This window comes from Microbacterium sp. NPDC055599 (assembly GCF_053618975.1).
The window spans coordinates 192,233-211,944 of sequence record NZ_JBSHIM010000002.1 but is presented as its reverse complement, the minus strand read 5'-3'; the positions used below and the strand labels follow the sequence as shown (position 1 = coordinate 211,944).

Here is a 19,712-nt window from a genome sequence, read left to right as displayed (position 1 = left end):
CAATGGTCTCGGAAGCTTGAGCGGCCGCATCCACACCTCGATGGTGGACGGATTGCACTCGAACGCTCAAGGAGGAGCGCCATGAAGTACGTCCGCATCGCCACCCTGACCGCCGCGGTCGCCGCCACCGCCCTCGCTCTCACCGCGTGCTCGTCGGGAGGCGGAGACGCCGGAGGCTCGGACGGAGACGGGGAAGCCGTCGCCATCACCGACCTGAACATCGTGGTCCCCGCCGACCCTGGCGGCGGGTGGGACCAGACCGGCCGCGCGATGTCGCAGCTGCTCACGGAGGAGGGGATCGTCGGCTCCGCCCCGGTCACGAACGTCGGAGGCGCCGGGGGGACCGTCGGCCTCGCGCAGCTCGCCAACGAGAAGGACCCGGCGACGCTCATGGTGATGGGACTGGTCATGGTCGGAGCGGTCGAGACCAACGCGTCCGCGGTCCGCATCGAGGACATGACGCCGATCGCCCGCCTCACCGACGAGCCGCTCGTGGTGGTCGTGCCCGCGGAGTCGGAGTACGACACGCTCGAGGACCTGGTGGAGGACGTCGTCGACCGCGGACAGGCCGTGACCATCACCGGCGGTTCGGCGGGCGGGGCCGACCACATCCTGGCCGGGCTCCTGCTGGAGGAGGCGGGCCTGGACGGCGGGGAGATCGCGGAGAAGCTCAACTACACGCCCAACTCCGGTGGCGGCGAGGCGACGTCGCTGATCCTCGGCGGCAAGGTCGCCGCGGGCATCTCGGGCGTCGGCGAGTTCCTGCAGCACATCGAGGCGGGGACGATGAAGGCGCTCGCGGTGTCGTCCGACGAGCCCGTCGCGCAGCTGCCCGACGTCGACACCATCACCGACGCGGGCTACGACGTGGTGCTCACCAACTGGCGCGGCGTGATCGCCCCGGGGGGCATCGACGACGCCGAGCGCGCGGAGCTGGAGCGCATCGTGACCGCGCTGGAGGAGTCGGACGCCTGGAAGGACGAGCTGGAGACCCGCGGGTGGGCCGACGCGTTCCTCACCGGTGCGGAGTTCGACGAGTTCCTCACCGGCAACATCGGTGAGGTCACCACGACGCTGCAGAACATCGGGCTGGTCGGCTGACATGTCGACCGGGTCTCCCGGACCCTCGGGCCTGCAGACCGGCACACGCCGGTCCGTGGGCTCGCTCGGGTCTCTGCCGCGGGGCGAGCTCGTCTTCGCCCTCCTCATGGTCGCGCTCGGTGTGTTCGCCCTCGTCGGCGTGTTCTCCATCCACGTCCCTGCCGGGGCCCAGGTGGGTCCGACCGTGTTCCCCCTGTTCGTGTCGGTGCTGCTGCTCGGGTCGGCGGTGGCCGTGGTCGTGAGCATCCTCCGCGGTCACCGCGGCGTCCCGGAGGACGGCGAGGACATCGACCAGGCGCTCCCGACGGACTGGCTCGCGCTCGTGAAGATCGTGGCGCTCGTGGTGGCGCACCTGCTGCTGATCGAGCCGCTCGGGTGGGCGCCCGCCGCGGCGCTGCTGTTCGGCGGTGTCGCCTGGGCGCTCGGAGCACGCCGATGGTGGGTGGCCCTGCTGGTCGGTGCGGCCATCGCGCTCGTGGTGCAGATCGTGTTCGGCGGACTGCTCGGGCTGTCGCTCCCGTGGGGGCCGGCGCTCGGCTGGCTGGGGAGGATGCTCTGATGGACAGCTGGACCCTGCTCCTGGAGGGCTTCGCGACCGCGCTGCAGCCCCAGTACCTCGTGTTCGCGTTCTTCGGCGTGCTGATCGGCACGGCAGTGGGCGTGCTCCCGGGTATCGGCCCCGCCATGACGGTGGCCCTCCTCCTGCCGCTCACCTACACGCTGGAGCCGGCCGCGGCCCTGATCACCTTCGCCGGCATCTACTACGGCGGCATGTACGGCGGATCGACCACGAGCATCCTCCTCAACACTCCCGGGGAGTCCGCCTCGATCGTCACCGCGATCGAGGGCAACAGGATGGCCAAGCTCGGCCGGGGCGCCGCGGCCCTCGCGACCGCGGCGATCGGCTCGTTCGTCGCCGGCACGCTCGCGACGATCGGCCTCACGCTGCTGGCGCCGGTGCTGGCGCAGTTCGCCGTGAACCTCGGACCGGCGGACTACGTGGCGCTGATCGTCGTCGCGTTCGTCACGGTCGGCGCGCTCATGGGCTCCTCGGTGCCGCGGGGCCTGCTGTCGCTCGGCGTCGGGCTGTTCCTCGGGCTGGTCGGCACCGACTGGCTGTCCGGGCAGCAGCGCTACACGCTCGGCCTGCTGCCGCTCGCGGACGGCATCGACGTGGTGCTGGTGGCGGTGGGCCTGTTCGCCGTGGGGGAGACGCTCTACGTCGCCGCCCGTCTGCGCCACGGCGCGGTCGACGTGATCCCGGTGGCGCGCGGGTGGCGGAGCTGGATGACGAAGGACGACTGGCGGCGGTCGTGGAAGCCGTGGCTGCGCGGCACCGCCATCGGGTTCCCGATCGGGACGATCCCGGCGGGCGGTGCCGATGTCGCGACCTTCCTGTCGTACGCGACGGAGCGGAAGCTCTCCCGCCGCAAGGACGAGTTCGGGCGTGGCGCCATCGAGGGGGTGGCCGGGCCGGAGTCGGCGAACAACGCGGCGGCGGCCGGAGTGCTCGTGCCGCTGCTGACGCTCGGCCTGCCGACCACCGCGACCGCGGCGATCATCCTGACCGCGTTCCAGACGTACGGCCTGCAGCCGGGCCCGCTGCTGTTCACGGGACAGTCCGACCTGGTGTGGGCGCTGGTGGCGAGCCTGTACATCGGCAACGTCATCCTGCTCGTGCTCAACCTGCCGCTCGTGGGCATGTGGGTGAAGCTGCTGCAGATCCCTCGGCCGTACCTCTACGCGGGCATCCTGCTGTTCGCCGCGTTCGGTGCCTATGCGCTGAACTTCGCGGTCGTCGACATCCTGATCCTGCTCATCATCGGTGTGCTGGGGTACTTCCTCCGCCGGTACGGGTTCCCGGTGGCACCGCTCGTGGTGGGCATGATCCTCGGGCCGATGGGCGAGGAGCAGCTGCGTCGCGCACTTCAGTTGAGCCAGGGCGACCTGACGACGCTCGTCGCGCAGCCGTTCGCGGCCGTCGCCTACGCCGTGCTCGCGCTGCTGATCGCGGGCGGGCTGTGGCTGCGGCGTCGGCAGCGGCGGTACGAGCAGGCGCTCACGGCGTCGATCGCGGTGCCGGTGAAGGCCGACTCCGAGGTGTGAGAGCCGCGGGTTCGAGCAGGGGAGGGGCCGGGAGTAGGCTGGTCCGGTGACTGACGCGCAGGCCCTGAGACGCGGGCCTCGCGCCTACACGGCATTCATCGGCATCGGCCTGCTCGCCGGTCTCCTCTCCGGCCTGTTCGGCGTCGGCGGCGGCACGGTCATCGTCCCGCTCCTGGTGCTCCTGCTGCACTTCGACCAGCGGCTCGCGGCCGGCACCTCGCTGGCCGCGATCGTGCCGACCGCCAGCGTCGGTGTCATCTCGTACGCCACCACCGGATCGGTGGCATGGATCCCGGCCCTGATCCTCGCCGCGGGCGCCGTGGTGGGCGCGCAGATCGGCACGCGCCTGCTCCCGCGCATCTCGCAGACCGCGCTGCGCTGGGGCTTCGTGGGCTTCCTGGTCGTGGTGATCGTGAGCCTGTTCCTGGTGATCCCCTCGCGGGACGCCGTGTTCGAGCTGACCTGGCTCACCGGTATCGCCCTGGTCGGCGTCGGCGTGGGCACCGGCATCCTCGCCGGACTCATCGGCGTCGGCGGCGGTGTGATCGTGGTGCCGGTGCTCATGCTCGCGTTCGGCACCAGCGACCTGGTCGCCAAGGGCACGTCGCTGCTGATGATGATCCCGACCGCGATCTCCGGCACCGTCGGCAACCTCCGCAACCGGAACGTCGACCTGCTCGCCGCCGCGCTCATCGGTGTCTCGGCGTGCACGACGACCGCGCTCGGCGCGTGGCTCGCGACGATCGTCAACCCCTCCGTGGGCAACATCCTGTTCGCCGCGTACCTCGTGGTGATCGCGGTGCAGATGGCGATCAAGGCCGTCCGCGGCCGTCGTCGCGCCTGATTCCGCGCTTTCCGCTCGCCGGCTCCTGACCCGCGCCGACAGGGTCCTTCGTCGCCGGGAGGTTTTCTGCGACCCCTTTTTCCGCAGACCTCTTTACAAGCCGACCGGTCTCTCGCTAACGTCAGTCATCACATGACGTCATATAACAAGTCATGATGTTTGCTACCGGTCATCAGAAGGGACCATCTTGTCTGCCACCGCTCTGTTCGTCGACTCCGCCGCCATCGAGAACCAGCTCGCTGCGGCTCGCCAGGCGATCGCGACCCGGGACACCATCTCGCGCGTCGTGCTCACCGCCTGCGGCGGCTCCTACGCCGTCATGCAGCCCATCGAGTACCTCTTCGGAACGAAGGCCGTCCGGCTCGAGGCGACCGCCCTGAACGCCGCCGAGTTCACCTCGCGCGCCTCGTCCCGCGTCGACGCGGACACCCTCGTCCTCCTCTGCTCGCACTCGGGCACCACCCCGGAGACGGTCGAAGCCGCCCGTCACGCCCGCGAGCGCGGCGCCCTCACCGTCGCCTTCACGTTCGACCCCGCCTCCCCGTTGGCCGAGGCCGCGGAGCATGTCGTGGCCTACCAGCACGGCGAGGGCAAGAGCGAGGCCCACGTCGGGCCGGCGCTCCTCCTGCGCCTCGCCGCCGGCATCCTCGACGACCGCGAGCAGGCGGGTATCGCGACCGCCGTCGACGACGCCGTGGCCCAGTTGCCCTCGCTCGTTCCCGCAGCCCGCGAGGCGCACGCCGCCGCCGCCGATGCCTGGGGCTACGCCTCCCGCCGCGAGCCGCTGATCTACACCATGGCCGCGGGATCTAACTTCGGCTCGGCCTACTCCTTCGCCATCTGCCTGCTGCAGGAGATGCAGTGGGTGCACTCCGCCGCGATCCACGCCGGCGAGTACTTCCACGGCCCGTTCGAGATCACCGAGGAGGACGTGCCCTTCATCGCGCTGCTCGGCCTCGACGAGACCCGCGCCGTGGAGCAGCGGGCCGTCGACTTCGTCACGAAGCACTCGAAGCGGGTGCTGGTGCTCGACGCGCAGGAGTTCGGCCTGGACGTCGTCGCCCCCGAGGTCCGTGGCGTCTTCGCCCACCTGCTCTTCAACATCGTGCTGCGCGCCTACGCGGACGCGCTCGCCGACCACCGTGGTCACCCCCTCAGCGTGCGCCGCTACATGTGGCGCATGGAGTACTAGGAACGAAAGGATCGCAATGATGCGAACGTCAACCCGGATCGGCGTGGCGGCTGCGGCCGCCGTCGCCCTCGTCGTCCCCCTGGCCTCGTGCGCCGGAGGCGAGAGCGAGGCCGCGGACGGCCAGGTGGAGATCAGCTTCTTCCACCGCTGGCCGAACGAGCCGAAGAACTCGTACTACAGCGACATGGTGGCGGAGTTCGAGAAGGAGAACCCCGACATCACCGTCTCCGTCGAGAGCGTGCTCAACGACGCCTACAAGGACAAGGTCAAGGTCGTCGCCGGCTCCGCGAACGCCCCGGACGTGCTCTTCACGTGGAGCGGATCGCGGCCTGGTCGTCGCACCGCAGGTGAGCCTGATCCCGCTGTACCGGCTGCTGGACGCGATGGGCCTGCTGAACACCTCCTGGGCGATGATCCTGCCCTACGTGGCGTTCCGGCTGCCGATGGCGATCCTCCTCATCCGGTCGGTGTTCCTCGGGATCCCGCGCGAGCTGGAGGACGCCGCGACCATCGACGGCTGCCGCTCGTTCGGCGTCTTCCGCCACGTCTACCTCCCGCTGAGCGCCTCGGTGCTCACCACGGCCGCCGTGCTGACCGGCTACTTCGCCTGGAACGAGTTCCTCTTCGCGATCGTCTACATCGACGCCGATGCGCTGCGCACCATTCCCGCCGGACTGATGTCGTTCCGGGACTCGCTGTCGACCGAATGGGGGGTGCTGCTGGCAGGATTGACGATCGCCGCCCTCCCGATCGTGGTGGTGTTCCTCGCACTGCAGCGCTACTTCGTGGCGGGCGTCGCGGCGGGGAGCGTGAAGGGATGACCATGGACGTGGATGACCTCCGCACCGCGCTCGCCGCGGTGCCCCCGCCCTCGCTCGTCGGCGTGGGTGACAACGTTCTCGACTGCTACCTGCACGAGGACCTCGCCTATCCCGGGGGCAACGCCCTGAACGTCGCCGCCTACAGCCGGCTGTTCTTCGGGGGAAGTGCCGCGTTCATGGGCATCATGGGCGACGACCGGTTCGCCGACCACGTGCGCGGCGTGCTCGACGAGATCGGCGTCGACGCCGCCCGGGTCCGTCGTGTGCACGGCGCCAACGGGATGGCGTTCGTCGCCCTCGACGACGACGGCGACCGGCGCTTCGTGGCCTCCAACCGCGGCGGGGTGCAATCCGAGCTGCGGCTGCGGCTGAGCGAGGTCGACCACGAGTATCTCGCCCGCTTCGCCCGCGTGCACACGTCGGTGTACTCGTCGCTGGAGCCCGAGCTGCCCGCCATCGCCGAGCGCGGGACGCGGGTGTCGTTCGACTACTCCGACGACGCGTCACCCGAGGTGATCCGCAGCACGGCACCGCACGTCGACGTCGGCTTCTTCTCCGGGGGCGGACTCTCCGATGCCGAGGTCGAGGAACTGGGCCGCTACGCCGTGCGCTGCGGCATCGGGTCGGCCGTGGTCACCCTGGGCGCCCGCGGATCCCTCGCCTTCGACGCGCAGTCCGTGCATCGCACCGGCATCCGCCCGGTCACCGCGGTCGACGCCCTCGGCGCGGGCGACGCGTTCCTCACCGGGTTCCTCGCGGCGCGGGCGGCCGGCGCCGACCTCGGCGACTGCCTCGACGTCGCCGCGACGAGCGGGGCGCTCGCCTGCACCCTGCGCGGTGCCTTCGGATACCCTGTGCATGCCGGGGACGACGCGCGAGCGCAGATGCTGCGCCACTATCCGGCGCCGGAGAGGAGGGCTTCGACGTGACTCAGCTGTCGCCGGGGGTGGGATCGACGCCGCTGCACGAGCAGGTCCGCGGGCTGCTCCTGCGCGAGATCGACGCGGGCACCTACGGCGAAGGGGAGCGGTTGCCGTCCGAGCCGGAGCTGTGCGAACGCTTCGGCGTCAGTCGCATCACGGTGCGTCGCGCGGTCGCCGATCTGGAGAGCCTCGGCATCGTGCGACGGCAGCAGGGCCGCGGCACGTTCGTGGCGCCGCGCCGCGAAGTGATCGGAGCCATGACGCTGGGCGGATTCGCCGACACGGTCGTCGCCGACGGCGTCAAGTCCCGTCGCATCATGCGCGCCGAGACCGTCCCCGCCGACGAGAAGCGCGCGCGCCGTCTCGGCGTGCAGGTGGGTGACCCGGTGTTCCGTCTCGTGCGCGTCTTCGCCCTCGACGACATCCCGCTGTCCATCGACGACAGCCGGTACTCCCTCACCCGCTTCCCCGAATTCGACCGGCACATCCGCGACGACACCTCCACCTACCAGGTGCTCCGCGACGTCTACGGCGTGGAGTTCTCGGAGATGTACCGCGAGATCGACGTGGGGTTCACGAACGCGCAGACAGCGGAGTGGCTCGCGCGCCCCGAGCACGATCCGCTCATCGTCATCCGCAAGCGTGCTCTCGACCGCTCCGGCGAGATCGTGCACACCTCCCGGGTGAAGGTCGTCCCCAGCCGGATGACGTTGAACATGGTGGCGCGATCGAAGGACTGACGGTCGCGAGGGCGTCCGGTGTCCACCCCCTCGGTAGGATCGAGGGGTGGCAGTCAACCAAGATCTGATCGGCCGGGAGTTCCCGCCGACCGCCCCCTATCTGGTCGGCAGGGAGAAGGTGCGCGAGTTCGCGCGCGCCGTCTTCGCCGACGCCCCGCAGCACACCGACGTCGAGGCGGCCCGCGCAGCCGGCTACGCCGACGTGGTCGCCCCGCCGACCTTCGCGATGGTGATCCAGGACCTCACGCTCCAGCAGCTGCTGGGCGACGAGAACGCCGGGATCGAGCTGTCGCGCACGGTCCACGCGGAACAGCGGTTCCGCTACTCGCGGCCTATCGTGGCGGGCGACGAGCTCACCGCACAGCTGCGGGTCACCGGCATCCGCATGATGGGCGGCAACGCCATGATCACGAGCGAGACCGAGATCGTCGACGACGAGGGTGCGCACGTGGTCACCGCCACCACCGTGCTGCTCGTCGGCGCGGAAGAGGGAGAGGACGCCTGATGGGCTTCACCGTCGGAGACGTGGTCGCCGAGCGCACCGTGCACCTCAGCCGCGAGTCCCTGGTGCGCTACGCCGGTGCCTCCGGAGACTTCAACCCCATCCACTACCGCGACGATGTGGCCGCATCGGTCGGGCTCCCCGGCGTGCTCGCGCACGGCATGCTCACGATGGGCATCGCCTCGTCGGTGGTCGTGGCCGCGCTCGACCCCGCCACCCGCATCGTCGACTACGGCGTGCGCTTCACCAAGCCCGTCGTGGTCGACCCGGTGGACGGTGCCGACATCCATGTGGCGGCGACGGTCGGCGCGGTCGACGACGACACCGCGCGGATCGACCTGAAGGTCACGTTCGACGACACGAGCGTGCTCGTCAAGGCGCAGCTGCGCGTCGCCGTCCGATGAGAGAGGTCGAACCCCTGCGGCTGGCCGAGCTCACGACGCTGCGCACCGGCGGCGCCCCCGAGCGCATGTTCGACGCCACCACGACCGAGGGTCTCGTCGAGGCGCTCCGCGAGACCTGGGAGCGGGGCGACCCGTGGCTGGTGCTGGGCGGCGGCTCCAACCTCTTCGTGGGGGACGAGCCGTTCGACGGCACCGTCATCCGCGTCCGCACGACCGGGATCGAGGAGCTCCCCTCGCCGCATGCGGGTCGTATCCGGCTGCGCGTGCAGGCGGGCCACGGCTGGGACGACCTCGTCGCCTACGCGGTCGAGCACGGCTACGCGGGCCTGGAGGCCATGAGCGGCATCCCGGGGACCGTCGGTGCGTCTCCCGTGCAGAACATCGGCGCCTACGGCCAGGAGATCCAGGAGACGCTGGTCGAGGTCGAGCTGATCGACGAGTCCACGGGTGAGATCTCGACCGTGCCCGCGGCGGAGCTCGGGCTGGGCTTCCGCACCTCGGTGCTCAAGCATCACCACGGCAGCGAGCCGCAGCGCCGCGCCGTGATCCTGTCGGTGACGGTCGACCTGCTGGTCGCGGGGGAGCGGGTGGTGCGCGGTGAGCAGCTCCGTCGCGCGCTCGGGCTGACCGACGACGCGCCGGTGCCGCTGACCTGGGTGCGGGAGCGCATCCTGGCGACCCGCGGGTCGAAGGGCATGCTGCTCGACGAGCACGACCCCGACACGCACGGCGTCGGCTCCTTCTTCCAGAACGCGATCGTGACGGCTGCGCAGGCGCGCACGCTGCCCCCGGAGTGCCCGCGCTGGCCGGTGGCCCCCGACCTCGACGCCGTGACGGTCATCCCGCTCGCGTCGTACGACGGGTACGTGCCGCCGACCAGGGCCGAGGCGCCCGACGTGAAGGTGAGCGCGGCCTGGCTGATCGAACAGGCGGGTATCCGCAAGGGCTTCAAGCTCCCGCGGTCGCGCGCCTCGGTCTCCACCAAGCACGCCCTCGCCCTCACGAACCGCGGTGGGGCGACCGCGGCGGAGGTCGCGGAGCTGGCGCGGTTCATCCAGAGCCGCGTGCACGCCGAGTTCGGGCTGGTGCTGCAGCCGGAGCCGGTGCTGCTCGGCGTCGACCTCTAGGGCGTCCGACCCGCGTCGTACACTCGCCGCATGAGTGGACTGATCCCGTACCTGCTGTTCCCCGGCACCGCCGCCGAAGCCCTCGGCCACTACCGCGACGTGTTCGGGGGTGAGTTGCAGCTGATGGACTACGCGCAGGCCGGTCGCCACGACGGTCCTGGTGACGCCGTCGCGCACGGGCAGCTCAGCGGCGGCCCGGTCGAGCTCGCCGGAGCGGATGCGGGCGCCGACGACGACGCGGTGCAGATGAGCGGCATGTTCCTGTCGCTTCGGAACGGCGGATGCGGCGACACTGACGCGCTGGTTCGGTGAGCTCGCCGCCGGCGGGCGAGTGATCGATGCGCTGCAGCGGCGGCCGTGGGGCGACCACGACGGAACGCTCGTCGACCGCTACGGCATCCGCTGGCTCATCGGCTTCCACCCCGAGGACTGACCCGCGCGCAGCACCGGGACAGACGACGAGACCCGCCCGGCCGGGAGCGGCGGGGCGGGTCTCGGGGTGTCGGTCAGGAGAACAGTCGCTGCAGGCGCTGCACGCCCTCGAGGAGCTGCTCGTCGCCGAGCGCGTACGACATGCGGATGTAGCCGGACGGGCCGAACGCCTCGCCGGGCACCACGGCGACCTCGGCCTGGTCGAGGATGAGGTCGGCGAGCTCCAGCGACGTGGTCGGGGTCACCCCGCCCCACGTGCGACCGAGCAGGCCCTGCACATCGGGGTACACGTAGAACGCGCCGAGCGGGTTGGGCACCACGAGGCCGTCGATCTTCGACAGTTCCGACACGATGAGGCGACGACGCCGGTCGAACGCCTCGCGGAACTGCTCGGCCTCGGTCTGCGGGCCGTTGAGCGCCGCGATCGCCGCCTTCTGCGCCACGTTGTTCACGTTGCTGGTGAGGTGCGACTGCAGGTTGCCGGCGATCTTGATCGCGTCGGCCGGGCCCACCATCCAGCCCACCCGCCACCCGGTCATGGCGTACGTCTTGGCGACGCCGTTGACGAGGATCGTCTGGTTCGCGGCCGCGGGCACGGCCTCCACGATCGACGTGGCCTTCACGCCCTCGTAGGTGAGGTTCTGGTAGATCTCGTCGCTGATGATCCAGATGCCGTGCTCGACGGCCCACTCGCCGATGGCCTTCGTCTCCTCGGCCGTGTACACCGAGCCGGTGGGGTTCGACGGCGACACGAACACGAGCACGGTGGTGCGCTCGGTGCGCGCCGCCTCCAGCTGCTCGACCGTGACCTTGTACTCCTGGTCGGCGCCCGCGAACACCTCGACCGGCGTGCCGTCGGCGAGTCGGATGGCCTCGGGGTACGTGGTCCAGTACGGGGCGGGCAGCAGCACCTCGTCGCCCGGGTTCACGACCGCCTGGAAGGCCTGGTACACCGACTGCTTGCCGCCGTTGGTGACGACGACCTGGCTGGGCGAGACCTCGAGTCCCGAGTCGCGGAGCGTCTTGGCGGCGATGGCCTCGCGCAGCGCGGGCAGTCCAGGGGCCGGGGTGTAGCGGTAGCTGGCCGGGTCGGCGAGGGCCTCGGCGGCGGCGTCGACGATGAACTGCGGCGTCGCGAAGTCGGGCTCGCCCGCCGCATACGAGATGACGGGCTTGCCCTCGGCCTTGAGGGCCTTCGCCTTGGCATCGACCTTGAGCGTCGCGGACTCGGCGATGGCGGACAGTTTGCGGGAGAGAGGAGCGCGTTCGGTCACGGTTACGAGCGTACTCGCGTCGCCACGGCGGTCGACATGTGGGGACCGGCCAAGATCCGCGGTTCTTTCGGGTCGGGAAGGTCAGTCCGTGAGACCGTGGGCGCGGGCGACGGCCTCGAGCGTGATGCGTCCGCCCTGGACGTTGAGCCCCTTCGCCAGCGCCGCGTCCTCCGCGGCCGCGCGCTCCCAGCCCTTGCCCGCGATCGCGGACACGTAGGGCAGCGTGGCGTTGGTGAGGGAGCGGGTCGCCGTCGTGGGAACCGCTCCCGGCATGTTCGCGACGCAGTAGTAGATGGAGTCGTGCACCGCGAAGGTGGGGTCGTCGTGCGTGGTGGGCCGCGAGCCCTCGAAGCAGCCGCCCTGGTCGATCGCGATGTCGACCAGCACCGAGCCCTTCTTCATCCCGGCGACCATGTCGTCGGTCACGAGCTTCGGCGCGGCGGCCCCGGGGATCAGCACCGAGCCGATCACGAGGTCGGCCGTGGCGAGCTCCTCGGCGATGTCGTAGCGGCTCGACGCGCGGGTCTCGAGCGCGCCGCCGTACCGGTGCTCGAGCTCGCGCAGGCGCGGCAGGGAGATGTCGACCACCGTGACCTTCGAGCCGAGGCCGAGCGCGTTGGCTGCCGCGTGCTCTCCGGCCACGCCGCCGCCGATGACGACCGTCTTGGCGCGCGGTGTCCCGGCGATCCCGCCCAGCAGCATGCCGCGGCCGCCCTGCGACCGCAGCAGCGAGTACGAGCCCATGGTGACCGAGAGGCGTCCGGCGATCTCGCTCATGGGGACGAGGAGGGGGAGCGATCGGTCGGGCAGCTGCACCGTCTCGTACGCGACGGCCGTGGTCCCCGCGGCCACGAGGGCGTCGGTGAGCGGGCGGTCGGCGGCCAGGTGCAGGTAGGTGAACAGGGTGAGATCGTCGCGCAGGAAGCCGTACTCCGCGGCGACGGGTTCCTTGACCTTGATGAGCAGGTCGGCCTCGCCCCAGGCCTCTTCGGCGGAGTCGACGATCTCGGCGCCCGCCGCGCGGTAGTCGTCGTCGGCGATGCTGGAGCCGATGCCGGCCCCCGACTGCACGAGCACGCGGTGGCCCTCGTGCACCAGGCGATCCGCGCCCGCGGGAGTGAGGGCGACGCGGTTCTCGTTGTTCTTGATCTCGGTCGGGACGCCGATCTTCATCGATCCTCCTGGTCTCGGGGTGCGTAGGCGCAGACCAGAATCGCAGAAACGTCGAGCAAGGGACAGATTTGATGAAGGCAATTCGGCCATCGCGAGAATCCTGAATAATGCTTCGTATGGCCACCTCGTCTTCCGCCCCCGAGCCGAACAGCGTTCGGGCACCGGCGCTCGACCAGACCGATGCCCGCATCGTGCAGCTGCTCACCGTCGACGGCCGCATGACCAACGCCGAGCTCGCGGGGCGCCTCGGCGTCGCGCCCTCCACCGCGCACGCCCGGTTGCGCGCCCTCGTCGACCGCGGCGTGATCACCGGCTTCCACGCCAGCGTCGACGAGCGGCAGCTGGGCGCGGGACTCCAGGCGATCATCGGCGTGAGCCTGCGCCCGAGCGCCCGGCGCGAGAGCATCGTGGAGTTCGCCGACCGGGTGCGCGCCCTGCCGCAGGTGATCCAGGTGTTCTTCCTGGGCGGCGACGACGACTTCCTGCTGCACATCGCGGTCGCGGACTCGTCGGAGATGCGCGAGTTCGTCCTGGAGCACCTGTCGGCGCAGAGCAGCGTCGCCTCGACCCGCACGAGCATCGTGTTCGACTACCACCGCAACTCCGTGGCCGCGCCGTTCCACTGAGCGGGGGTCAGGAGCGCACGGAGCGGAGGACCAGGGCGAGCCGTGCCGCGGCCTCCTCCACCAGTGCGTCGTCGAGGTTGCCGTAGCCCAGCACGAGTGCCTCGAACGGTGTGACGCCTCGACGCGGAACCCGGCGAAGTCTGATCCCCGCCGTACGAGCCGGGGCTCAGGTCTCGAAGGACGACGGCACCGCGCAGTAGTCCGCGAAGCGGCGGGCGGGGTGCGCGGGATCCGTGAGGTCGACCAGGGCGTTCGCGGCCGTGTGCGGCGGCTCCTCCCCGGCGAGCTGCCAGAGCACGGAGTTCCACAGGCCACGCGCCGTGGGCGACACCACCGCGGCGGGACCGGAGACGAGCAGGATGGTGCCGTCCGCACTGCCGGTGCGGAACGGTGTGATGATGAGGGCACGCAGCGCCGTCTCGTCCACCGCGGTGAGGTGCACGCGCTCCACCGTCTGGTCCGCGGCGGTGAGCGCGGTGGCGAGCGCATCGGCGGCGAGGCGCGACCGCTCGGCATCGGCTCCCGCGACCGCGAACAGCCGGCGGCCGCGCGGATACAGGTGCAGGAACTCCTCGGCGATGCCGGTCCACACGTCGCTCATGGGTCCAGGCTACGCCCGCACCGGACGACCGGGGCCGCACCGGACGCACCGGTGCCGCGGGCCTCTCGACCCGCGGCACCCGTGTCCCGCGCTCAGTCCTCGTCGATCAGGAAGCGGCTGTACGCGCCGAGGGTGAGGAACGCGGGGAACTCCTCCTGCAGGGCGACCTCGCGGAAGATCTCGGCCGCGTCGTCGAAGCGGTCCCCGTCGCGGCGGTCCACCCCGTCCAGCACCTCCGCGATCAGCCCCTCCACGTACTCGACCGTGATCGGGGTGCCGTCCTGCGTCGTGCGGTCCTGGTGGATCCACTGCCACACCTGCGACCGGCTGATCTCGGCGGTCGCCGCGTCTTCCATGAGGTTGTCGATCGCCACCGCTCCGAGCCCGCGCAGCCACGCCTCCAGGTAGCGGATCGCGACCGACACGTTGTCGCGCACGCCCTGTGCGGTGATCGGCCGCCCGATGTGCAGGTCGAGCAGGTCCTCGGGGGTGACGTGCACCTCGGGGCGCTGCCGGTCGACCTGGTTCGGACGGTCGCCGAGCACCGCGTCGAACTCGGCCTGCGCCGTGGGGATGAGGTCGGGGTGGGCGACCCAGGTGCCGTCGAAGCCGTCACCGGCCTCGCGCTTCTTGTCGGCCGACACCTTCTCCACCGCGCGCGCCGTGACCTCGGGATCGCGGCGGTTGGGGATGAAGGCGCTCATGCCGCCGATCGCGAAGGCCCCGCGCTTGTGACACGTCTGCACCAGCAGCTCGGTGTACGCCCGCATGAACGGGACCGTCATCGTCACCTCGCTGCGGTCCGGCAGCACGAACCGGGCTCCGCGCCCGCGGTAGTTCTTGATGATGGAGAAGATGTAGTCCCAGCGACCGGCGTTGAGGCCCGCGCAGTGGTCGCGCAGCTCGTACAGGATCTCGTCCATCTCGAACGCGGCGGGCAGCGTCTCGATCAGCACGGTCGCGCGGATGGTGCCGTGCGGGATCCCGACGTACTCCTCACTGAAGGAGAACACGTCGTCCCACAGCTTCGCCTCCTCGCTGGACTCGAGCTTGGCGAGGTAGAAGTACGGCCCGCGGCCGCCGTCGATCAGCGCCTGCGCGTTGTGCAGGAAGTAGAGGCCGAAGTCGACCAGCGAGCCGGAGGCCGAGGTGCGGCGGCCGGCGCGGTCGATGAACCCGATGTGCTTCTCGGGCAGGTGCCAGCCGCGCGGGCGCATCACGATCGTGGGCGTGCGCTCGGCGGTGACGCGGTACTCCTTGCCCTCGGGGGAGGTGAAGGACAGCTCGCCGCGGATGGCGTCGCGCAGCGACAGCTGCCCCTCGATCACGTTCTTCCAGGTGGGGCTCGTGGCGTCCTCCTGGTCGGCGAGCCAGACGCGGGCGCCCGAGTTGAGGGCGTTGATGGTCATCTTCGGGTCGGTGGGCCCGGTGATCTCGACGCGGCGGTCCTCCAGCCCGGGGCCGGCACCCGCGACGCGCCAGTCGGCGTCGGCGCGGATGTGCGCGGTGTCGTCACGGAAGCGCGGGTCGTGGCCGTTGCCGATCTCGAAGCGGCGGCGCAGGCGGTCGGCCAGGCGGTCGTGGCGGCGAGAGGCGAAGCGGTGGTGCAGCTCGGTGAGGAAGGCGATCGCCGCGGGGGTGAGGATCTCGTCGTAGCGGTCGCGGATCGGTCCGGTGACCTCGATCGCAGGTCCCTGCCGGGTCGTCGGGATCGGGGCGGTGGTCGGGGGAGCGGTGGGAGTGGTCATGATGCGGATCCTTTGCAGAGGTGGGGATCAGTGGAACTGGGCGGTCTCGGTGGAGCCGGCGAGGGCCAGGGTCGCGCTGTCGGGGTTGAGCGCGGTGGAGATCACGTCGAAGTAGCCGGTGCCCGCCTCGCGCTGATGCTTGGTGGCGGTGTAGCCGTCGGCCTCGGCGGCGAACTCGGCCTCCTGCAGCTCGACGTAGGCGCTCATGGCGCGCTCGGCGTAGCCGCGGGCGAGGTCGAACATGGAGTGGTTCAGGGCGTGGAAGCCCGCCAGCGTGATGAACTGGAACTTGTAGCCCAGGTCGGCCAGCTCCTGCTGGAACGTCGCGATCTCGGCGTCCGACAGGTGGCGCTTCCAGTTGAAGCTCGGGGAGCAGTTGTAGGCCAGGAGCTTGCCGGGGAACTCGGCGTGGATCGCCGCGGCGAACTCCCGGGCGAGCTCGATGTCGGGCTCCCCGGTCTCGACCCACAGCAGGTCGGCGTAGGGCGCGAAGGCGAGCCCACGGCTGATGACCGATTCGATGCCGGGACGGATGCGGTAGAACCCCTCGGTCGTGCGCTCGCCGGTGGTGAACTCCCGGTCGCGCTCGTCGACGTCGCTCGTGAGCAGGTCGGCGGCCAGGGCGTCGGTGCGGGCGATGATCACGGTCGGCACCCCGGCGACGTCGGCCGCGAGTCGCGCGGCGTTCAGCGTGCGGATGTGCTGCTGCGTGGGGACGAGCACCTTGCCGCCCAGGTGACCGCACTTCTTCTCGCTCGCGAGCTGGTCCTCCCAGTGGATCGCGGCGGCGCCGGCCTGGATGAGCGACTGCGCGAGCTCGTAGGCGTTGAGAGGCCCACCGAATCCGGCCTCGGCGTCGGCGACGATCGGGGCGAGCCAGTCCTGCGTGATCTCGCCCTCGGCGTGCTCGAGCTGGTCCTGCCGGAGCAGCGCGTTGTTGATGCGGCGGACCACGGCGGGCACCGAGTTGGCGGGGTAGAGCGACTGGTCGGGGTAGGTCTGCCCGGCGAGGTTGCCGTCGGCGGCGACCTGCCACCCGGAGAGGTAGATGGCCTTGAGCCCGGCCCGCACCTGCTGCACGGCGTGCCCGCCGGTGTAGGCGCCGAGCGCGCGGACGTAGTCCTCGGTGTGCAGGAGGTTCCACAGATTCTCGGCGCCGCGGTGCGCGAGGGTGGCGTCCTCGCGGACCGAGCCGCGGATGCGAATGACGTCGTCGGCGGAGTAGGTGCGCTCGACGCCGTCCCAGCGGGGGTCGGTGTCCCAGATCTCCTGGAGCTCCGCCGCCGTCTGAACCTGGTCGCCGGCGCGCAGGCCGGCGGGGCGCGGGGTGGGGTTCGATGCGGTGTTCGTCATGGTGTCTCCTCGGATGGAACCGGCGTCGGTGCCGGTGGCGTGGTCCCACTCTGTGTGAACTTCGGCGCTCTTCTCGGCCGGATCGAAGGAGAAGTTTGTCGTTCTTTCTGTTTTCGTGACAGAATCCCCGCCATGACCAGCACCGAGGCCGCAGAAGACACCGACGCCCTCACGATCGGGCGACGGATCCGTCAGCTGCGCACCGCTCAGGGGATGACCCTCGAAGAGCTCGCGACGGCGGTGGACCGCGCGCCCAGCCAGCTGTCGATGATCGAGACCGGCAAGCGCGAGCCCAAGCTCACGCAGCTCCAGGCGATCGCGCGAGCGCTCGGGGTCACGATCGACGCGCTGCTGGAGGGCGAGCCGCTCGACGAGCGCAGCAGCCTGGAGGTCGCGCTGGAGCGGGCGATGAAGGGCCAGACGTTCCGGGCGCTCGGCATCGATCCGTTCCGCATCGCGAAGACCGTGCCGACCGATGCGCTGAAGGCGATGCTCGCCCTCCACGGCGAGATCGACCGGCTGCGGGACGAGCGGGCGGCCACGCCGGAGGAGGCGCGGCGGGCGAACGTGGAGCTGCGGCACCTGATGCGGAGGCAGGACAACCACTTCGCCGACCTGGAGGCCAAGGCGTCGGAGATCCTCGCCGCGGTCGGGCACCCGGGCGGACCCCTCACGCAGCGGACGGCCTCGGAGATCGCCGCCTACCTCGGCTTCACGCTGCACTACGCCCCCGACCTGCCGCAGACCACCCGCAGCGTCGCCGATCTCGCCCACGGACGGCTCTACCTGTCGAGCAGCGTCCCGGCCAAGGGTGATGCGCGGACGGCGGTGCTGCAGGCGCTCTCGAGCCGGATCCTCGGGCACGCCGAGCCGCGCAGCTACGCCGAGTTCCTGCGGCAGCGCGTCGAGACGAACTACCTCACGGGCGCCCTCCTCATCCCGGAGGCCCACGTCGTGCCGACGCTCAAGGACGCGAAGCAGCGGCGTGCGATCTCGATCGAGGACCTCCGCGACGCCTACTCCGTGTCGTACGAGACGGCCGCGCACCGCTTCACCAACCTCGCGACACGGCACCTCGACATCCCGGTGCACTTCCTCAAGGTGCACGAGTCGGGCACCATCACCAAGGCGTACGAGAACGACGACGTGAACTTCCCGACCGATCGGCTGGGCGCGATCGAGGGACAGATGTGCTGTCGCCGGTGGACCTCGCGGGTCGTGTTCGACGAGGACGACCGCTTCAACCCGTACTACCAGTACACGGACACGGGCAACGGGACCTATTGGTGCACGGCCCGGGTCGAGGCGTCGAGCGAGGGGCTGCACTCCGTCAGCGTGGGGGTGCGGTTCGACGACACGAAGTGGTTCGTGGGCCGCGACACCCCGCACCGCGGCGTCTCGAAGCACTCGGTCGAGGTGTGCTGCCGCCGTGCCCCCGCGGAGCTGGAGGAGCGGTGGCGCGAACAGTCGTGGCCCAACGTGAAGACCCCGCGCACGCTGCTGGCGACCCTGCCCACCGGCGCCTTCCCCGGCGTGGACACCACCGACGTGTACGAGTTCCTGGAGGCCCACGCGCCGCGGTGACCCCGCTCGGTACGCTCGGTCGATGAGCAGTGCTGTCTTCCCCGGTCCCCTCGGCCCGATGCCCGAGGCGGGTGCCGCCGCGGTCCTGTGGATGCCCCCGCAGGCGGATGCTCCGGGGCCGGTCCGGTTCGTCGACGGCTTCGAGCCTTTCGCCGAGTTCGCGCGGGGCCACGAGGTCGACCCCGCGCTGCTCGCCGTCGATCTCGGGGCGACGTGGGACTTCGTCGCCGGTCATCCTGAGGTCCTCGAGAGCGAGACGCTGGCCGCGGGGGCGGCGCGGTTCGTGGGGAACGTCATCGCGGTCGTGCACCCGGCCGCGACATGGCGGATGACGAGTGAGCCGGAGATCGGGACCAACACCCTCTCGATCCCGGTCGCGGGTCTCGTGCAGGGGATGGTGCAGCAGCCCGGCCAGCGGGATGCGTTCCTGCAGATGCTCGCTCCGTGGGAGCAGGACGACATCGATGACGAGGAGATGAGGGCGCTGTCCGCGGAGGATTCGGCTCCCGCGGTCGTCGTCGTCCCGGCGCGCGCGTATGTCCGGCCTGCTCTCCCGATCCTGACCTTCCACGACGACCGCGGCGAGGGGATCCCCTACGGGCACCGCTGGCCCGACGGCATCGCGCCGGAGGAGTCGTACTCCCGGGAATCCCACCCGGAGCGCTTCGCACCGCTGTCCCTCGTGGTCGACGCGCTCGTCGAGCACCTCCGTCGCGAGTACGAGGTCGAGGTGCGGCGAGAGAGGGGGGAGGGAGGGACCGAGCACGTCGTGCTCGAACCGGCGCGCGGTGCGCAGATCACGATCACGCCGGGCGTTCCCTCCGTCCGCATCGATGCGGGTGCCCACTTCCACGCGATCGTGCCCTCGTGCATCTGCGATGCCTGCGACGAGACCGCCGAGACTGCGGCGGACGAGCTGGAGCGGATCGTGCTGTCGGTCGCCGCCGGGGGCTTCCGGGAGAAGTACCCCGTGGGTCGCCGTGCGTGGCTGTACACGGAGATCCGGTCGCCGGACGGCGAGCGGCGGGAGAGCAGCTCCGGTCCCGCGCCGGAGATGCCCGCCGAGGCGCGAGAGCGCGCGGCCGCCCTGCTGCGCGGGCTCGACGACGGCTGGTGGCCCGCCTGGCCGCTCCGCTCCATCCCCGCCTGACCCCGCCCGAC

At 70.9% G+C, this 19,712-nt stretch carries 20 protein-coding genes and 1 pseudogene; 16 read left to right on the top strand and 5 right to left on the bottom strand.

The genetic code is table 11. The features are described 5' to 3' along the window. The first annotated feature begins 81 nt into the window (after window positions 1-81). The 13 genes and pseudogenes from ACWGQ1_RS02585 (at window position 82) to ACWGQ1_RS02525 (ending at window position 10,072) form a co-directional block, all read left to right on the top strand. Entirely contained in the window at window positions 82-1,101 is a 1,020-nt protein-coding gene (locus ACWGQ1_RS02585; protein WP_136035980.1) for a Bug family tripartite tricarboxylate transporter substrate binding protein, read from the top strand. A 1-nt stretch (window position 1,102) separates the two neighbouring features. Next, window positions 1,103-1,660: a tripartite tricarboxylate transporter TctB family protein gene (locus ACWGQ1_RS02580; RefSeq protein ID WP_136028915.1), complete on the top strand. Its 558-nt coding sequence runs from the start codon at window positions 1,103-1,105 to the stop codon at window positions 1,658-1,660. After that, window positions 1,660-3,207 (top strand): tripartite tricarboxylate transporter permease, encoded by a 1,548-nt coding sequence (locus ACWGQ1_RS02575; RefSeq protein ID WP_136035981.1) that lies wholly within the window; start codon window positions 1,660-1,662, stop codon window positions 3,205-3,207. The genes ACWGQ1_RS02580 and ACWGQ1_RS02575 overlap by 1 nt, the downstream gene beginning before the upstream one ends. Window positions 3,208-3,253: 46 nt before the next feature. Then, complete coding sequence (locus ACWGQ1_RS02570; RefSeq protein WP_136028919.1) at window positions 3,254-4,051, top strand: sulfite exporter TauE/SafE family protein; 798 nt, start codon at window positions 3,254-3,256, stop codon at window positions 4,049-4,051. Between the two features lie 187 nt (window positions 4,052-4,238). Next, window positions 4,239-5,243 carry an SIS domain-containing protein gene (locus ACWGQ1_RS02565; RefSeq protein ID WP_136028921.1) on the top strand — a complete coding sequence of 335 codons (1,005 nt, stop codon included), beginning with the start codon at window positions 4,239-4,241 and terminating at the stop codon, window positions 5,241-5,243. A 16-nt stretch (window positions 5,244-5,259) separates the two neighbouring features. Continuing rightward, a pseudogene (locus ACWGQ1_RS02560) lies at window positions 5,260-5,559 on the top strand (extracellular solute-binding protein); the annotation flags it as partial. Window positions 5,560-5,590: 31 nt separating this feature from the next. Next, window positions 5,591-6,064, top strand: a complete 474-nt coding sequence (locus ACWGQ1_RS02555) for a carbohydrate ABC transporter permease (RefSeq protein ID WP_205814330.1) — start codon at window positions 5,591-5,593, stop codon at window positions 6,062-6,064. After that, the gene (locus tag ACWGQ1_RS02550) at window positions 6,061-6,993 is read left to right on the top strand and encodes a PfkB family carbohydrate kinase (RefSeq protein ID WP_168442773.1); all 933 of its coding nucleotides are present in this window, start codon (window positions 6,061-6,063) and stop codon (window positions 6,991-6,993) included. Before ACWGQ1_RS02555 ends, ACWGQ1_RS02550 begins: the two co-directional genes overlap by 4 nt. Further along, a complete protein-coding gene (locus ACWGQ1_RS02545) occupies window positions 6,990-7,727 on the top strand; it encodes a GntR family transcriptional regulator (RefSeq protein ID WP_136028931.1) in 738 nt (245 codons plus the stop codon). Before ACWGQ1_RS02550 ends, ACWGQ1_RS02545 begins: the two co-directional genes overlap by 4 nt. 46 nt (window positions 7,728-7,773) lie before the next feature. Beyond that, on the top strand, window positions 7,774-8,232 hold the full coding sequence (locus ACWGQ1_RS02540) for an FAS1-like dehydratase domain-containing protein (protein ID WP_136028932.1): 459 nt from the start codon (window positions 7,774-7,776) through the stop codon (window positions 8,230-8,232). After that, entirely contained in the window at window positions 8,232-8,633 is a 402-nt protein-coding gene (locus ACWGQ1_RS02535; RefSeq protein WP_136035982.1) for a MaoC/PaaZ C-terminal domain-containing protein, read from the top strand. The genes ACWGQ1_RS02540 and ACWGQ1_RS02535 overlap by 1 nt, the downstream gene beginning before the upstream one ends. Beyond that, window positions 8,630-9,760, top strand: a complete 1,131-nt coding sequence (locus ACWGQ1_RS02530) for a UDP-N-acetylmuramate dehydrogenase (RefSeq protein WP_136035983.1) — start codon at window positions 8,630-8,632, stop codon at window positions 9,758-9,760. The genes ACWGQ1_RS02535 and ACWGQ1_RS02530 overlap by 4 nt, the downstream gene beginning before the upstream one ends. Window positions 9,761-9,790: 30 nt before the next feature. Then, window positions 9,791-10,072, top strand: a complete 282-nt coding sequence (locus ACWGQ1_RS02525; protein WP_452312287.1) for a hypothetical protein — start codon at window positions 9,791-9,793, stop codon at window positions 10,070-10,072. 194 nt (window positions 10,073-10,266) lie between these two features. Here ACWGQ1_RS02525 and ACWGQ1_RS02520 read toward each other — a convergent pair whose 3' ends face one another. Continuing rightward, window positions 10,267-11,466 (bottom strand): aminotransferase class I/II-fold pyridoxal phosphate-dependent enzyme, encoded by a 1,200-nt coding sequence (locus tag ACWGQ1_RS02520; protein WP_452312286.1) that lies wholly within the window; start codon window positions 11,464-11,466, stop codon window positions 10,267-10,269. 81 nt (window positions 11,467-11,547) lie between these two features. After that, a complete protein-coding gene (ald, locus tag ACWGQ1_RS02515) occupies window positions 11,548-12,639 on the bottom strand; it encodes an alanine dehydrogenase (protein WP_378823632.1) in 1,092 nt (363 codons plus the stop codon). Window positions 12,640-12,746: 107 nt separating this feature from the next. Here ald and ACWGQ1_RS02510 point away from each other — a divergent pair, with 107 nt between their 5' ends. Next, entirely contained in the window at window positions 12,747-13,265 is a 519-nt protein-coding gene (locus ACWGQ1_RS02510; RefSeq protein ID WP_452312285.1) for an Lrp/AsnC ligand binding domain-containing protein, read from the top strand. A gap of 166 nt (window positions 13,266-13,431) precedes the next feature. Here ACWGQ1_RS02510 and ACWGQ1_RS02505 read toward each other — a convergent pair whose 3' ends face one another. From ACWGQ1_RS02505 to aceA, 3 genes are all read right to left on the bottom strand, one after another. After that, complete coding sequence (locus ACWGQ1_RS02505) at window positions 13,432-13,866, bottom strand: hypothetical protein (protein WP_136029614.1); 435 nt, start codon at window positions 13,864-13,866, stop codon at window positions 13,432-13,434. Window positions 13,867-13,958: 92 nt separating this feature from the next. Continuing rightward, a complete protein-coding gene (aceB, locus tag ACWGQ1_RS02500) occupies window positions 13,959-15,614 on the bottom strand; it encodes a malate synthase A (protein WP_206252877.1) in 1,656 nt (551 codons plus the stop codon). Between the two features lie 27 nt (window positions 15,615-15,641). Further along, the gene (gene aceA / locus ACWGQ1_RS02495) at window positions 15,642-16,967 is read right to left on the bottom strand and encodes an isocitrate lyase (RefSeq protein ID WP_452312284.1); all 1,326 of its coding nucleotides are present in this window, start codon (window positions 16,965-16,967) and stop codon (window positions 15,642-15,644) included. Window positions 16,968-17,099: 132 nt separating this feature from the next. On the opposite strand from aceA, the gene ACWGQ1_RS02490 reads away from it, so the two are divergent. Continuing rightward, window positions 17,100-18,551 (top strand): XRE family transcriptional regulator, encoded by a 1,452-nt coding sequence (locus ACWGQ1_RS02490; RefSeq protein ID WP_136029608.1) that lies wholly within the window; start codon window positions 17,100-17,102, stop codon window positions 18,549-18,551. A gap of 22 nt (window positions 18,552-18,573) precedes the next feature. Then, window positions 18,574-19,701: a DUF6226 family protein gene (locus tag ACWGQ1_RS02485; RefSeq protein WP_452312283.1), complete on the top strand. Its 1,128-nt coding sequence runs from the start codon at window positions 18,574-18,576 to the stop codon at window positions 19,699-19,701. Window positions 19,702-19,712 lie beyond the last annotated feature (11 nt).

What these genes read in the sequence shown, in the direction of transcription:
- ACWGQ1_RS02585 (WP_136035980.1), top strand. Translation starts at nt 82, where the DNA reads ATGAAGTACGTCCGCATCGCCACCCTGACCGCCGCGGTCGCCGCCACC.
- ACWGQ1_RS02580 (WP_136028915.1), top strand. Translation starts at nt 1,103, where the DNA reads ATGTCGACCGGGTCTCCCGGACCCTCGGGCCTGCAGACCGGCACACGC.
- ACWGQ1_RS02575 (WP_136035981.1), top strand. Translation starts at nt 1,660, where the DNA reads ATGGACAGCTGGACCCTGCTCCTGGAGGGCTTCGCGACCGCGCTGCAG.
- ACWGQ1_RS02550 (WP_168442773.1), top strand. Translation starts at nt 6,061, where the DNA reads ATGACCATGGACGTGGATGACCTCCGCACCGCGCTCGCCGCGGTGCCC.
- ACWGQ1_RS02535 (WP_136035982.1), top strand. Translation starts at nt 8,232, where the DNA reads ATGGGCTTCACCGTCGGAGACGTGGTCGCCGAGCGCACCGTGCACCTC.
- ACWGQ1_RS02530 (WP_136035983.1), top strand. Translation starts at nt 8,630, where the DNA reads ATGAGAGAGGTCGAACCCCTGCGGCTGGCCGAGCTCACGACGCTGCGC.
- ACWGQ1_RS02525 (WP_452312287.1), top strand. Translation starts at nt 9,791, where the DNA reads ATGAGTGGACTGATCCCGTACCTGCTGTTCCCCGGCACCGCCGCCGAA.
- ald (WP_378823632.1), bottom strand. Translation starts at nt 12,639, where the DNA reads ATGAAGATCGGCGTCCCGACCGAGATCAAGAACAACGAGAACCGCGTC.
- ACWGQ1_RS02510 (WP_452312285.1), top strand. Translation starts at nt 12,747, where the DNA reads ATGCTTCGTATGGCCACCTCGTCTTCCGCCCCCGAGCCGAACAGCGTT.
- ACWGQ1_RS02505 (WP_136029614.1), bottom strand. Translation starts at nt 13,866, where the DNA reads ATGAGCGACGTGTGGACCGGCATCGCCGAGGAGTTCCTGCACCTGTAT.
- aceB (WP_206252877.1), bottom strand. Translation starts at nt 15,614, where the DNA reads ATGACCACTCCCACCGCTCCCCCGACCACCGCCCCGATCCCGACGACC.
- aceA (WP_452312284.1), bottom strand. Translation starts at nt 16,967, where the DNA reads ATGACGAACACCGCATCGAACCCCACCCCGCGCCCCGCCGGCCTGCGC.
- ACWGQ1_RS02490 (WP_136029608.1), top strand. Translation starts at nt 17,100, where the DNA reads ATGACCAGCACCGAGGCCGCAGAAGACACCGACGCCCTCACGATCGGG.
- ACWGQ1_RS02485 (WP_452312283.1), top strand. Translation starts at nt 18,574, where the DNA reads ATGAGCAGTGCTGTCTTCCCCGGTCCCCTCGGCCCGATGCCCGAGGCG.